General features: G+C 49.5%; 11 protein-coding genes. 4 read left to right on the top strand and 7 right to left on the bottom strand.

Annotated elements, in window-relative coordinates; genetic code table 11:
• The first annotated feature begins 192 nt into the window (after positions 1-192).
• The 4 genes from cas6e (at position 193) to ACRJJO_RS15225 (ending at position 1,265) form a co-directional block, all read left to right on the top strand.
• A complete protein-coding gene (cas6e, locus tag ACRJJO_RS15210; RefSeq protein ID WP_431066567.1) occupies positions 193-351 on the top strand; it encodes a type I-E CRISPR-associated protein Cas6/Cse3/CasE in 159 nt (52 codons plus the stop codon).
• Positions 352-392: 41 nt separating this feature from the next.
• On the top strand, positions 393-659 hold the full coding sequence (locus ACRJJO_RS15215) for a hypothetical protein (protein WP_431066526.1): 267 nt from the start codon (positions 393-395) through the stop codon (positions 657-659).
• Between the two features lie 124 nt (positions 660-783).
• Entirely contained in the window at positions 784-1,071 is a 288-nt protein-coding gene (locus tag ACRJJO_RS15220) for a type II toxin-antitoxin system VapC family toxin (protein ID WP_431066527.1), read from the top strand.
• A gap of 26 nt (positions 1,072-1,097) precedes the next feature.
• Positions 1,098-1,265: a hypothetical protein gene (locus ACRJJO_RS15225; protein ID WP_431066528.1), complete on the top strand. Its 168-nt coding sequence runs from the start codon at positions 1,098-1,100 to the stop codon at positions 1,263-1,265.
• Between the two features lie 135 nt (positions 1,266-1,400).
• On the opposite strand, the gene ACRJJO_RS15230 is transcribed toward ACRJJO_RS15225, so the two are convergent.
• The 7 genes from ACRJJO_RS15230 to ACRJJO_RS15260 form a co-directional block, all read right to left on the bottom strand.
• Complete coding sequence (locus tag ACRJJO_RS15230) at positions 1,401-3,683, bottom strand: EAL domain-containing protein (protein WP_431066529.1); 2,283 nt, start codon at positions 3,681-3,683, stop codon at positions 1,401-1,403.
• Positions 3,670-4,059: a response regulator gene (locus ACRJJO_RS15235; RefSeq protein ID WP_431066530.1), complete on the bottom strand. Its 390-nt coding sequence runs from the start codon at positions 4,057-4,059 to the stop codon at positions 3,670-3,672. Before ACRJJO_RS15235 ends, ACRJJO_RS15230 begins: the two co-directional genes overlap by 14 nt.
• The gene (locus tag ACRJJO_RS15240) at positions 4,046-4,447 is read right to left on the bottom strand and encodes a response regulator (RefSeq protein WP_431066531.1); all 402 of its coding nucleotides are present in this window, start codon (positions 4,445-4,447) and stop codon (positions 4,046-4,048) included. The genes ACRJJO_RS15235 and ACRJJO_RS15240 overlap by 14 nt, the downstream gene beginning before the upstream one ends.
• Positions 4,444-8,085 (bottom strand): response regulator, encoded by a 3,642-nt coding sequence (locus ACRJJO_RS15245; protein WP_431066532.1) that lies wholly within the window; start codon positions 8,083-8,085, stop codon positions 4,444-4,446. Before ACRJJO_RS15245 ends, ACRJJO_RS15240 begins: the two co-directional genes overlap by 4 nt.
• A gap of 1,028 nt (positions 8,086-9,113) precedes the next feature.
• A complete protein-coding gene (locus ACRJJO_RS15250; protein ID WP_431066533.1) occupies positions 9,114-10,436 on the bottom strand; it encodes an NAD(P)/FAD-dependent oxidoreductase in 1,323 nt (440 codons plus the stop codon).
• Between the two features lie 9 nt (positions 10,437-10,445).
• Positions 10,446-10,985, bottom strand: a complete 540-nt coding sequence (locus ACRJJO_RS15255; protein ID WP_431066534.1) for a hypothetical protein — start codon at positions 10,983-10,985, stop codon at positions 10,446-10,448.
• A 147-nt stretch (positions 10,986-11,132) separates the two neighbouring features.
• Positions 11,133-14,165 carry a type I restriction endonuclease subunit R gene (locus ACRJJO_RS15260; RefSeq protein WP_431066535.1) on the bottom strand — a complete coding sequence of 1,011 codons (3,033 nt, stop codon included), beginning with the start codon at positions 14,163-14,165 and terminating at the stop codon, positions 11,133-11,135.
• Positions 14,166-14,375 lie beyond the last annotated feature (210 nt).

Consider the following 14,375-nt stretch of genomic DNA (forward strand, 5'->3'; position numbering starts at 1 on the left):
TGGGTTGGCCGTTTTTAGCTTGACGCGCATGGCTTGCGAACCCCGTCCTGCTAAGAGTATGCTGATCTTTGGGCTTTAGCTGAAGAAACTTGCTAATCAGGACCGACTAAGGTCTACCGGCAAATCACAACCAAGGCTGGGGCATTGATCGCGGCAGGAACAGTGTAACCGACTAAGGTCTACCGGCAAATCATAACCACGAAAGAACACCATAGTGTCAAGGTTCACACTGTGTTGTTCGATGGAATATTGTCGATTACCGATGCGGATATTTTTCAAACTCAAGTCGTTCGAGGTATCGGCCCGGCCAAAGCCTTCGGCTGCGGCTTGCTTTCTGTTGCCGGGGCTTAGTGTTATAGTCGACCGACAATAAGTCAGACAGGAGACGTGACATGCGCATTACTGCTCGCATAGATGAAGAATATGAGAAAAAAATAAAAACGATTCAACAAGTTACCCATTTAAATACGACTGAAATTATTAAGCAAGATTTGGACTTACTCTATGATAAAACTGAAAAAATTAAGTTAACGAGTAAAGAAAAAAACCAGCGTTTACTTGATATGTTGACAGGTACAGCGGGAGGTCCTGAGGACTTGTCGGAAAATTATAAAGAATATTTGTACCAAGGATGGAAAGAAAAACATGATATTGACTGATAATGGGTTTTGGTACGCTTTATTTAACGCTAAAGATAAACATCATCTGAAATCGGTTCAGATAATTCAAGAGTTGGATGAAGGATAGATTACAACCTGGCCCGTTATTACTGAAACCAGTTATTTGTTAGGGACAGCATTAGGCGTTCGGAGCCAACTTCGTTTTCTTTCTGCATTAGAATCTAATTACATTGAAATTTCAGCGATATCTACTCAAGATTTAGTGCGAATTTCCCAGTTGATAGAAAAATACGAAGACCTTCCCATGGACCTGGCTGATGCTTCATTAGTCATTTTGGCGGAGAAACTGGGGCACGGTCGTATTTTGTCCACCGATATCCGCGACTTTAAAACCTCCTATCGCTGGAAAAACCGCAAACCTTTTCAAAATCTCTTGTTACCCGATTCCTGATGCTTCCACCACTCAAACCCATCGCTATGAAAGAACGCGTTTCGATGGTCTTCATTCAGAAAGGCCAAATCGATGTCAAAGACGGCGCCTTTGTCGTCATCGACGAAACCGGTACCCGTACCCATATCCCGGTCGGCAGCATCGCCTGTATCATGCTGGAACCGGGCACGCGTTCCCCACGCCCGTGGGATTGATCCGATGTTCACTGGGTCGTTATCAAGCATAAAAAGTACGCGATGCGTTCCCTACGACTCACTTTGAATTTTCAATCGTTTCCGGAAATAGTTTTGGTGTTCTCAACTATTGGCGCATACAGAGCCTTTTTCAATCTATTCAAACATAGCTCGTTTTGTATTTAGCTTTCGTGAAAGATCGCGATTTTCTTGCCGTAATTCGTAAATATTAAACGCATCGCCGATTACTTGGCAAAGCGCTTCGTCTTCCCACGGCTTGGTCAGAAACTTATAGACTTCGCCGTGGTTTACCGCATCGATCACAGAGTTTAACTCGGTATAGCCCGACAGCACGATGCGTATCGTGTCGGGGTAAATGTCCTTGATCCGCCTTAGAAATTCGGTTCCGGTCATTTCCGGCATGCGCTGGTCGCAAATTACGACTCCCGGTTGATGAATCGCCATCAATTCGAATCCTTCTTTAATACTGGTAGTGCCGACGATGCGAAATCCTTTGCGTCGTAATACGCGCGTCAATGCCGAAATGATATTCGACTCGTCATCGATTAGTAATACGATCCGTTCCGGCTTCTCGATTTGCTTGGGCGGAATGCTTCGGCCCTCTCGTAATAACAAGGTAAAATCATCGGGCGGCAATGGGCGGCTGAATACAAAACCCTGGATTTCTTCGCAGTTGATGCCGCGTAAAAAACCCAGTTGTCCTTCGGTTTCGACGCCTTCGGCGATGACTTTCAAGCCTAAACTGTGCGCCATTCCGACGACCGCGCGAACGATCGCTGCATCGCTCGGATTAGAAGTGAGATTGGCTACGAAAGATTTGTCTATTTTGATTCGGTCAACCGGAAGCCGCTGCAAATAACTGAGCGATGAATAGCCGGTACCGAAATCGTCCAATGCGAAACCGATGCCTTCAGCCGATATCTCGTGCATCGTACGGATGACTTTATCGGCATCCATCAGTACGATGCTCTCGGTCAGTTCCAATTCCAGCCATTGCGGTTCAAGACCGGTTTTCTTGAGAGTTCGCTTGATTATGTTCGGAATATCGCCGCCATAAAATTGTCTAGCCGAAAGATTGACCGCCATGCGTAACGGCGGGAGTCCTTCGTCTTGCCACTTCCGATTGAGCCGGCAAGCCTCTTGCAGCACCCATTCGCCGATCGTGTTTATCATGCCGTTTTCTTCGAGCAGCGGGATGAAGTTCAGCGGCGATACCAAGCCGTAATCGCGGCTTTGCCAACGCAGTAAGGCTTCGGCGCCGACGATTCGGCCTGTCGATAAATCCAATTGCGGTTGATAGTGCAGAATAAATTCATTGCGCTCCAGAGCACGGCGCAAGGCGGTGTCGAGATTCAGTTGACGCCGCGAGCCTTCATCCATGTCGGCGAAGAAAAAACGGCAAATAGTATCGGTATCGGGGGAAGAGGCGGCCAGTATGGCGTGCTTGAGAACCTCCTTCGGTTCTCCGTCTAATGGAAATCTTGCGAGTCCGATGAACGGGTCGAGATAGTATTCTTGCCCGTCTATCTCGACGGCCTCGGCCAGGATTTTATGAGCTTTCCAGGCCAGCTCTTCCGCGACATGCAAGCCTTCCGGGTCTTGCAATAGCAGTGCGAATTTTGCCTCGTCGATGCGTGCGCGAGGGACGGCCGGCAATACCGATTCGAGTCTGTCGACTAGAGTCCGGATAATCGCCAGACCGGTATCGGGTTCCAGTAAATGCAAGACGATTTGTAGTCTGCGAAGATTGACGACCATCACGACAACTTGATGCGCATTTCCGTTATAACAAGACTCGCCCAAGCGTTCTTCGAACAGTGCGCGGCTGGGCAGGCCGGTTTGGGAGTCGTAATAGACGAAATAGCGCATTTTACTCTCGGCAACGATCCGCTCTTCCTCTCGGCGGATAATGTCGATCGCGAACGAAATATCATCCACCACTTCCAGTAATAGATTGATTTCGGCGTCGCGGAAAAAGCCCGGTTCTTTTGCCGCGATATTGAAAGAGCCGACGGTCTTGCCTTCAAGCCGTATCGGAAAGGAGGCGCCTTCAAGCAAGCCTAATTGCTCGGACATTTCGGTCCAGGATGCCAAGCGCGACCCGCCGGCGGTTTCCTTGTCGCTCGACAAGGTTTCGAATGTTCCCTCATCTAAATTCTTGAGCTGAGTTACCGTGACGTTACCGGCAGAGGCGACCGGTATCAGGCTTCCGGCTTCCGAATCGATCAAGCCTATCCATGCGAGTGCGAAACCGCCGCTTTCGATGGCGATGCGGCAAGCTGCAAAGTAAAGCTCCTGAGGGTCTTTGGTACGGATAATACACCGGTTGATATGGCTTAACATCGTATAGAGCCGGTTCCTCCTCTCCAGTTCTCCTTCCGTATTGGTTTCTCCGATAGGCGTATCACTCGATCCCATGACAGCCTCCCAGCAATTGATTGATACAGCCTTGTAAAGCCCAGCGGTCCAAGGGTTTGTTCAGGATCACGGAGATCCCGGCCGAAGTCAGTCGGGCTCGCGAGCCGGCGTCATCGAGCGCCGTCAACATCACGATAGGGATTCGACCGGTAGCGGCATCGGCTTTAAGCCGCCTGACCACTTCGAAGCCGTCCATGCCCGGCATCATCAGATCGAGCAGAATCAAATCGGGCGGGTCGAAGTCGACCGCATCCAGCGCGGCTTGTCCGGAATCCACGCTGCGAACATCGAAACCATTAGGTTTTAAAAGGCTTTCCACCAGTTTACGGTTGATCGGGTCGTCGTCGGTAATCAAGATTTTTTTAGGTATGGTCATGGCGTTCTTCCTTTTGGAGATTCATCGAAAGCGTTTTTTCAACTTCTCCAAGAAAATTTTTGTACTGAATCGGTTTGGCGATATAGCCGTCGCAACCGGCCGCGATCATTTTTTCCTCATCGCCTTTCATTGCGAAAGCGGTCAGTGCGACGACTTTAATATGCCTTGTAGCGTCCGCTTCTTTCAAAAGACGGGTCGCTTCCAACCCGTCCATGTCGGGTAATTGAATGTCCATCAAAATCAGGTCGGGCAAATGTCTTTGCGCCAGCGCGATGCCGTCTTTAGCGTTGTCGGCCCGCAACACCCGATAGCCGGCCTTTTCAAGCAGCATGCAGACGAGTTTCATGTTGATGAAAGTATCTTCCACTACCAGTATTTGCGCAGTCATATTGTTCTCTTGTTCAGTAGTAAGGCTCTTCGGACTTCGTTGGCGAAAGTCTTGTGATTGAAACTGGATTTTTCCATGATGGCCGCAACGTTTCCGTTCAAGACGGCGCGGTCTTCTGCCGCCAAGGTTTTGGCGGTCACCACTACAATCGGAATGTCGGCGGTTTCGGGGTTCTGCTTCAGTGTTTCCACGACATCGAATCCGTTGATACCGGGCATCATCAAATCCAACACCAGCAGATCGGGTCGTTGGCGTTTAGCTAGGGCGATGCCGTCCATGCCGCCATAGGCCTTCAATACAATATAGCCGGGTTCGAGTAGATAAGCCGATAACAGCTCCACGGATTTCGGGTCGTCGTCGACGACCAAAACTTTGACGCCTTTCATCGGCGCTACCGGCCTTAATTTTTTCAACACGTTAACCAATTCGCTTCGCCCCACCGGCTTTTGCAAAACCGCGCTGGCGCCAAGAGCGAAGCCTTTTTGCGCGTCTGCGACTATCGATACGATGACCACCGGGATGTTCGTTGCGGGGCTGTCGGATTGTTTGATACGGGCCAGCAGCTCCCAGCCGTCCATATCCGGCAAAAGGATATCCAGAATGATCAGGTCGGGTTTTAGGCATGACAGTAGCTCAAGTCCCGCTATAGCATTTTCGGCAAGCTCTATTTCGAATCCTTCCGGTTCCAGTTGCAAACGGATTAACTCGGCGGCCGCAGCATTATCCTCGATCACCAGAGCCAATGAATGCCCGGAGTCCAGTTCGGTTTGGCGAGTGGGGAGGGGAATGATACGATCGGCACCGATGCCGCGCCAAGGCAGCCAAACGATGAAACGGCTGCCCTGGCCGGGCGTGCTGGCCACGGCCATGGTGCCCCCGTGTAGATGGGCTAGTTTTAATACTAACACCAAACCTAGTCCGGTGCCTTCGCTTTTACGGGACAGTGAGGAATCCAATTGCGAAAAGGCATGGAAAAGGCGCGGTGCGTCTTCGGCAGAAATTCCGATGCCGCTATCCTCGATCTCGAATTCCAAAAATTGCTCGAAGCTGTTTACCGGCAAAGGCATTCGCAGACAAGTTTCCGCATCGGAAGTCCAGGCTTCGATGTCGGGGCGGCTTACACTGCGGGACCGTAGTGTCACCCAGCCGTCTTCAGGCGTAAATTTGACCGCGTTGGACAGCAAGTTATAAATGATCTGCTTGGTCTTACGTCCGTCAAGTATGGCCGGCCCTATCGGTTCTGCCGTTTTAAGCTGCAGCCGGACGCGGTGTGCCGCGGCTTTTTCCTTGATAATAGCAAGACTGTTGCGCAGTAAATCGTCGATATCGAGCGTTTCGAGATCCAAGACCATCTTGCCGGCTTCGATTTTCGACAGGTCGAGGATGTCGTTGATCAACGAGAGTAAATGCTGGCCGCTGTGAAAGATGTCGGTGACATATTCTCGCTGCTCCGGCGTCATTTCTCCGATCAGCTCGTCTTTGAGCACTTCGGAAAAACCGATGATTGCGTTAAGCGGCGTGCGTAATTCGTGGGACATATTGGCCAAAAATTCGCTTTTGATGCGGGATAAGGTTTCTGCGGATTCTTTGGCCTGAAGCATCGCTTCTTCGGCGCGTTTTCGATCGGTGATATCGTAAATGGTCGACCGGCTTGACACATAGTTACCGTTTTCGTCGCGAATCGAGGAAGCATTCAGTAATACCGGAAGAATCGTGCCGTTCTTGCGCAGCATCTCGAATTCGAGTTCGCGTATCCAGCCTCGTTCTTTGAAAATAGGAAAGTTTTCTTCGAAGGTTTTTCGGCTCGACGGCGTCAAGAGATCGAAAAAACGCATCTTACCGATTACTTCTTCCCGTGCGTAGCCCAACCAAGCCAATTCGGTGTCGTTGATGCGAGTGAAGCATCCCTGTTCGTCCAGCGAATGATATCCGCATGGCGCCTTATTGTAGAGGTCTTCGATTTCGTCGGCTTCCCGGCTACGGGCTTGATCGCGCAGTCTGCAAATGCCGTAAGCCAAATCGGCGGCCGCTTCCTTCAATAATTCGATTTCGACGCTGTCGAAAGCATCGGATTCCGTGGCATATATAATCAGCATGCCCAAAGTTTCATGATTACCGATCAATGGTAGTGCGATGCAAGAAGCGAAGCCGCATTGCAAAACCGCCTCGCGACATGAACGATATTCCGGCGCCATGGCGATGTCGGGCACGACTATCGGGCGGCCTTCGGCTATGGCTCGTTCGCAAGCGCCATGACGCGTGCCATCTTCTCCCCAACTAAGCTTTAGGCGGTCGACATAGTCCCGATCGCTGCCGGCATGCGCCACGGGTTCGATGCTTTTGTCGGCATCGTACCCGGCATATCCCACCCAGGCCATGCGGTAACCGCCTTTTTCCACAATCATCCGGGTGATTTCATTCAGCAAGCTTTGTTCGTCCTCGGTATGCAGCATGGCTCTATTGCCGGCGCTCAAGACATTCAAGGCGCGGTTGGCGTGCGACAGCGCCCGGTCGGATTGCATCAGGCGGGCCTCGCGGCTCTGTAATCGAGCGGCCGTTTGGTCGAATATGCGCGCGAGACGGCCGATTTCGTCATCGGATTTATCGAGGTTGGCGCGCGCGGACCAATCGCCTTCGCCCAGTCGTTGAGCCGCATCGGTTAAAATATTCATTCGATGCAAGACCAGCCATCGGCTACCGAACCAGGCAATTAACAATGCCGCAAAGCTAGCGGCCGATAATACGGCGATGTTCCGATACAGGCGCGATTCGACCGGCTCGAAAAAAACCTTTTTGGGCACGCCGACCCGCACATGGATGCATTTATCGTTGATCCATAGCACGGGTTCGGAGGCATAGATTCGTGAAATGCCGTCTACACCCTTAAGTTCTTCGAATGCCCGGCAGTTGTCGTTCGGTATTTCCCATGCCGGCGCGGATCGCCCTGTCCATTCGTAATCGGTATCCGGAACGCGCAGCAACACGGTATTGTCGGTATCGATGAGCGATACCACGGTCTCGTCGGACTGTAATAACGGTGTCAGCGCCGCTCTAAGCCAAGCAAGGTCGATCGAGGCATAGAGTACTTTCAATAATGCTCCGTTTTCAGCGAAGACCGGGTAGCTCATGATCAATTCAGGCGATTTTAAAGGTAGACCGAAGATGACATCGCCGATGGCGAACTCACGGTCAGCGACGGCGCGGCGAAACCATAACCGGTCGGTAAAATTGGCGGGGTTTTGAAAATTCAGAGCGTTGCATAATAAATTACCTTCGCTGTCCGCCATGCCAATGTCGGCGAATAAAGGATTTTGGCGATGAATGCGCGGCAAGGATTCTTGACAGAGAGGCAATAATTCGGGAACGGTGACATAAGGTATATTCGGTAATAACATCAGCAATTGGCGCGTTTCTTCGAATAGCCGGTTTTGTTTGTCTGCGATTCGTAAGGCTAAAGTTCGGGTTTGTTCTCGAGCTTCTCGTTCGGCGGCCCTTTGATCCTCGATCGCCGAATAGATGATTAAACCGAAAGCCGGAATCGACGAGAAAAAAACCAGCAACAGCAAGCGACCTCTAAGACTCATCGATACATTTTTGCGTAAATCGCTAGTGAAGATCTGCAGCAATGTTTTTTTCATGAATCCGCCTTGCTTAATCGATTAATTAAGCTGAAATGAATGTTAGGCTTGCTCCCGCGTAAAAAAACTACCTACAACACAGTGCATCCGCTCCTTTTTGGATAAAGGTTTTTCCTCGTTTCCAAGGCCCTCCGTTCGTCGTTAAACAAAAATTGTAGGATACGCTGAGCGTACCTTCATGTCGCTAAGGAATATGCACAAAGTAACTTATACAAGTAGTAGGTTTTGTGGCGGTTTGGTGACTCGCTTGACAGGACGCCGTGAACCCAGCACCTAAATTATCCACGGTAGTTAACCATAGCCAATGGACTATGGAATTTAGGTGCTGGGTGAATACGTCCATGTAGGTTTGACGGCGGAATCTGATTGCCATGGATGGCATGAATGCAGATTTTGCATTACGCCATGGATGGCGTGTATTAGGGCAATGCAGGAGCAATTGCCGAGGAGCAAAAATCTGCCCTGCCGCCGACACCTGTCAATTGAGCCACCAAACCCCCTCCAACAGTTGTCTAAGTTATTTCATGCTCGTTCCTAAGTATCGAATCCATACTCGGATCAAACCATAAGGGATTGTTTGGCATTGGTGGGGTTGCCGTGGTACGCATAGCGTACCCTACGGGGCTCGGTCGTTGCTTTTTGTACAATAGAATATTTGTACTTGTGTGTAACAGCGAGCGGAGCACCGAGAGAACCGGACAAAATTTGAGTTAACAAAAAAATAGACAAAATAGCGCTCCGGCGAAAACGATTTCTAACGCCGATTCTCTTGCTAATATGAAGGCAATGCACCTTTTATTATTGAAAAATGAGACGATTATCACATTTTTGTTTCTGTTGGCATTGCTTGCCTGTCCCTGACGTTTCCGCTTACCCAAGGAGCGTGGCCCAATTCCCGTATTCCGCTACGCTGCATACGGGCTACGGGCTATTTAAATATTTTCGTGTGTTTCGCGGACAAAATGCTTTTTTTAGGTTCAAGCTTCGAGATTATCGGATTTCATTTTACTAAACCCGAGGCGCTCTATTTAGAAATCCAAAGCTTCGATTCGCTCATCGGCTTTACCGGAAAAACTTTCCTCAAAGCGCCCTAACACGCCGGCTTCTCGGGCTAGGCGGCGGAAATTTTCGGAGCGATTGGTGGTTTCCGAGGCGAACAGGATAAGTTCCAATTCCAGCGGCTGCATCGCCTTCATCAGATTCTTAACAAGTTGCGGATTGACGCCGTTACCCCCGAAGTCGCCGAGCGACAAGGCTCTTGAGAATCCATAAAACTGTTGCATACGGCTTTCGCATAATTGACTGTAACGCAAGCGGTGCCGTTCGTGCTTGAGCGATTCTTTGATCGCCAGCGTTGCCGCCGCCGCATTGTATAAGGCATTTTGCACGCCGTGGGAAAATACCGGGTCGACAAAGGCCGCGGCATCACCGATGCAGTAATAGTTTTCGCCGCAGATATTCTCGGAATAATAAGAATAATTCGGTCTGAATTGTAGCGAGCCCTCGATAAATTTCGCAGGCTCCAGCAAGCGGTTCAAATGCGGCAAGCGCGCACAGGTTTGTAAAAAAAAGGCTTCCCGTTGTTGCCGATCCATGCCTTTGGTGCGTTCGGTCGGCGCGATGAGGCCGACGCTGGTTTTGCCGCGCAATACGATATGCCAGATCCAGCCATCTTCAAAGGACATGACAAAGGTGACCGGTTTGACTTTTGCCAGCTCGTCTTCGCTATGACTTTGACGATCGACGCCGACAAATCGTGAGTTTGTAAAATAACCCCACAACGATAAAAAATTCGTCTCGGTACTGATGGTCCGGCGGGTTTTAAACTGGTTGGCCAACAAGGAGCTCGGGCCACTCGCGTCGATGATAAAGCGGCAACGAATGCTGCCTTCATCGTTGCTACTGCCTCGCTTGTCGGTATAGTGTACTTTCGGCCAAAGGCTGTCGGAAAGGTCGATTTTTTTGACCGCGACTTCGTGAAACACCCGGGCGTCGCAGCTTTGGGCATGCTTTAGCAGGATGTCGTCGAAAATATCGCGTTCGACATGCAGGCCGGGGCGGGTATAACCGAAGTCCGAAAAGCGGATTTGTTTGATCTTGCCGTTCCAGACCGTGATGCTGCCGGCTTTAGCGAGAAAGCCTTCATGTTCGATTTTTTCCGATACGCCGGTCATATCGGTAAATTTCCAAATATGCGGAATTAGGCTTTCACCGACTTGATTGCGAGGGAAAGTCGCCCGGTCGAGCAACACGACATCGATGCCGGCTTGCGCCAGATGCGTGGCCGCGCTGCTACCGGCCGGGCCGCCGCCGATCACCAGAACGTCGCAAGAGCTGGGGATAGCAGTCATAAAGTGACCTTACAAATCGCCCAAAACGGCCTTTGCCGTCGGATGCGTCATCCATTCGGCGACATCGCGGCCTAAGGTTTTAACGCAGCGGCCCAGAATGGCGCAAGTGCCTTTATAGGCGCCGAACATGCCGCCTCCGGAATAACGCCGGGCCTTGAAATCGCCCAACTCTTTGCCGTTTTCAGTGAGCGTTCCGGTAATCGTGACGGTTTTAGGACCCGACCATGCTCCGCCGGCGGCGCCTTGCACTTCATCGATCGTGACGGTTAGAACTTTCGCGTCGGCAGATCCTGTTTCACTATCGGTAAGGATTTCGGCATATTGCCGCGCGGCATTTTCCTTGATGAACTGAGATAGCTTGCCGTCTAGGTTGCATTCTTCTTTGACTGCGCCTCGAATATAAGACTCGTCTTTAAACGCGATCGGTTTAATAATTAAGGTGCCGGTGCCGCTGGTTTGTATCGGCTGGCTGGCGGATTTCGAGCCTTGCGAAGCACAACCGCTCAAACCCAACAGAAAAACCGATAACACCAAATAAGTTAATTTCATCATTTACCTCCTCTTAGTATTAATAAACAAGCGTATAAGCATAGCGTAAGTATTCAGTCACACAGCAATTATCGTTCCTTCGCTCTGCGTAGGAACGATAGAGGGATGTGAATAATTAGCTCTTCATGATCAATACGGCTTTTACCATTATATATACCCGTCAACCATACGCTGTATACTGTTCATAAGCGAAGCTTTAAAAGCGGCATCATTTGCCCAAAGCTTATAGAAGTCCAAATCATCCTTTCGTTTTTGTAACATGATTTCCTTCACCATTTTTTCAAAAGCCAAATGCTGGTTGTGGGGATCGGCGCTTTCCAGATACTTACTTTTAAAATCCGGATGCTTAGTCAGTGCATCTCGCATACTCAATAAACGAATTCTTTGCTCTTCAGGCGTCACACTCCACCCTTGGAACCAGCGCTCATTAAAGGTACGGATGATTTCGTCTAGCGGATCAGCCTCTTTCTCGCCGCCATGCGCACCGCGAGGATTAGGGTTTTGCGGGTCGAGCTCTGTTTCTTGATCGTTTAGCTTGATTACATGGTTGAGTTTCACACGTTGTAAACCGTATGAGCTCAAGTCTACTGACTCCAGCAGTTCATCGATGGCATCCGCATCGGGGTCTGCCACTTTTAGTTTAGGGATCAAGAACTTCAGGAACCAGAATAGCTTTTCCCATGCCACCATCTCATAAGGCATGATCGATGCCATTTGTCCGTATATCTTAACAAACTGCTTGGCCTTGATTTTGAAGTCTATTTTAGCTTCAGGCGCCAGTTCCAATTCGCTCTCAAATCTGGCCGCTGCGGTATCAATAATCGGACTTAACGTTTGCGCGTCTTCATTGTTAAAAAAACGCGCAACAAAATTCTCTACCTCGTACCACTCATATACCCCTACCTCGTCCAGAGCATCCTTTAACTCATGCAGAACATTGATATCGGTTGCCTGAGACAACGAAGTCGCCGTATAGAACGGATCAAATGCAGCCTGAATATCTTCAGCGGAGTTAAAGAAATCCAAAACAAACAAGTCTTCCGTTTTTTTACCCCACTTCGGCGCACTACGGTTAAGGCGGGATAGTGCTTGCACGCACAAAACGCTGGCGAGTTTTTTATCGACATACATGGCGCAAAGCTTGGGTTGGTCAAAGCCGGTCAGGTACTTATTGGCAACCACTAATAAGCGATACTCATCGGTATCAAATTTGTCTTTGGTGTCGGTTTCTGCAAAGCCGTTGATATCCGCTTCGGTGTACTCAATACCGTCCACTTCCTTGGTACCGGAAAAGGCGATTAGAACCTTAAACGGATTGCCTTGCGCTTCCAAAATACGACGAATGGCTTTGTAGTAGCGGATCGCTGCCTCAATATTTTGAGTCACCACCATCCCTTTACCCTTGCCCTTAAGCTTTTTGGCATTCACCACCTGCGGAATGAAATGCTCAAGCATGATTTCGGCCTTGGTATCGATGGTGTGCTGGCTTCGCTCAACATAAGCCCTTAACTTTTTCTGTGCCTTCTTCGTGTCAAACTCAGGATTCTCGGCAATGGATTTTTCAATCTCATAGTAGCTTTTGTAGGTGGTGTAGTTGGCCAGCACGTCCAAAATAAAGCCTTCTTCAATCGCTTGCTTCATCGAATACAGATGAAACGGTTTGAATGTGCCGTCTGCTTGCTTCTGGCCAAACTTCTCTAAGGTGCTGTTTTTCGGGGTTGCCGTGAACGCCAAATAAGAGGCATTGCCACGCATTTTGCGTGAATTCATGGCTTGCAGAATTTTGTCTTGCGCACCTTCCGCTTCTTCGACATCTGTGCGCCCCATGGCTCGGTTCATGCTATCGTGCGCCGAACCCGACTGCGAGCTGTGAGCTTCATCGATAATCACGGCAAAGCGTTTATCACTCAGATCGCTAATGCCGTCAATAATAAAGGGGAATTTTTGAATGGTCGTGATGATGATCTTCTTGCCATTCTCTAATGCCTGTTTCAGCTCGGATGACTTATGCGCCGGGGCGATGATATTTTTGACCTCAGAGAATTCCTTAATGTTGTCTCTGAGTTGCTTATCCAATAAACGCCGATCCGTGACAACAATCACCGAGTCAAACAAAGGCTGCTCCAAGCCTTTGCCGCCGGATACCGCTTCAGACGCAGGGTAGGTTTCAATCAACTGATAAGCCGCCCAAGTGATCGAGTTTGACTTACCTGAACCGGCAGAGTGCTGAATCAAATAAGTCTGACCGACGCCGTTGTTCGACGCATGATCGACCAACTTTCGAACAACATCCAACTGATGGTAACGCGGGAAGAAGAGCGTTCGCTTTGGCAATGGATCTTTGCGGCCGCCATCTAGCCGAACAAAGTGCTGAATGATGTTGACCATGCTGTCTTTGGTGAAGATCTCTTCCCAAAGATAAGCTGTTTTATGACCCTGCGGATTTGGAGGATTACCCTGGCCCAGATTATGTCCTTTGTTAAACGGTAAGAAGAAGGTACTCTTCCCAGCCAATTTGGTGGTCATGTAAACTTCATCCGTATCCACCGCCATATGCACCAAGCAACGTCCAAACGTCAGTAACGGCTGTGTTGTATCTCGGTCTTCACGGTATTGTTTCTGGCCGTGATAACGCGCAGTCTGCCCCGTCCAAGCATTCTTTAGCTCAAGCGTGACCAGAGGAATGCCATTGATGAACAGCACCATATCGATCTCTTGCAGCGGATTGGCAAGCGAGTACCGAACCTGTCTTGTGCAGCTGAAAATGTTATTTGCAAAATTCTGCGTTACTTTCTCACTGCTACTGGCGAGTGGTGCGGGATACAGCAGGTTAAAATGCGCATCATCGACACTTAAGCCTTTTTTCAATAGATGTAAGATACCGTGCTTTTTGATCAGTCGGTCATAACGTTCAAGCAGCTTACGTTGCCAATCGCCCGGGTTGTTTTTCTGAAGCTTGGCCAGCTCTTGTTCCTGAGTTTTTTCCAGAAACTGCCAGAAGAAACGTTCATCGATGGCGTATTGGCTATTAAAATCTGATGCCTGACCAACTTTATAAAGTTTATTATGAAAATCATGTGTTACTTCTTGAACGCCCGCTTTTAGCTCCTCTAAGCAAGTGCCGGTTAGGCATTTTTCAATCGCCGCTTCAAGCGCTTGTTCGTTTGTTTGACTGACCATATACCCCGCCTAAAAATGTACTATTATCACCAAGCCTATGATATACCTTTCGCACTTCAAATTTCGGCAGTGCCTTAGGAGGCGCCGGGGTGTTCGGCAAAGGCTTTGCCAGCATGTAGCTGGCATAGAGCCTACATGGATGTATTTACCCAGCACCTAAATTCTATAACCCATTGGCCATGGATAATTGTCTTGGATAATTTAGGTGCT

Origin of the sequence: Methylotuvimicrobium sp. (genome assembly GCF_050611805.1) — a bacterium.
GTDB lineage: Bacteria > Pseudomonadota > Gammaproteobacteria > Methylococcales > Methylomonadaceae > Methylotuvimicrobium.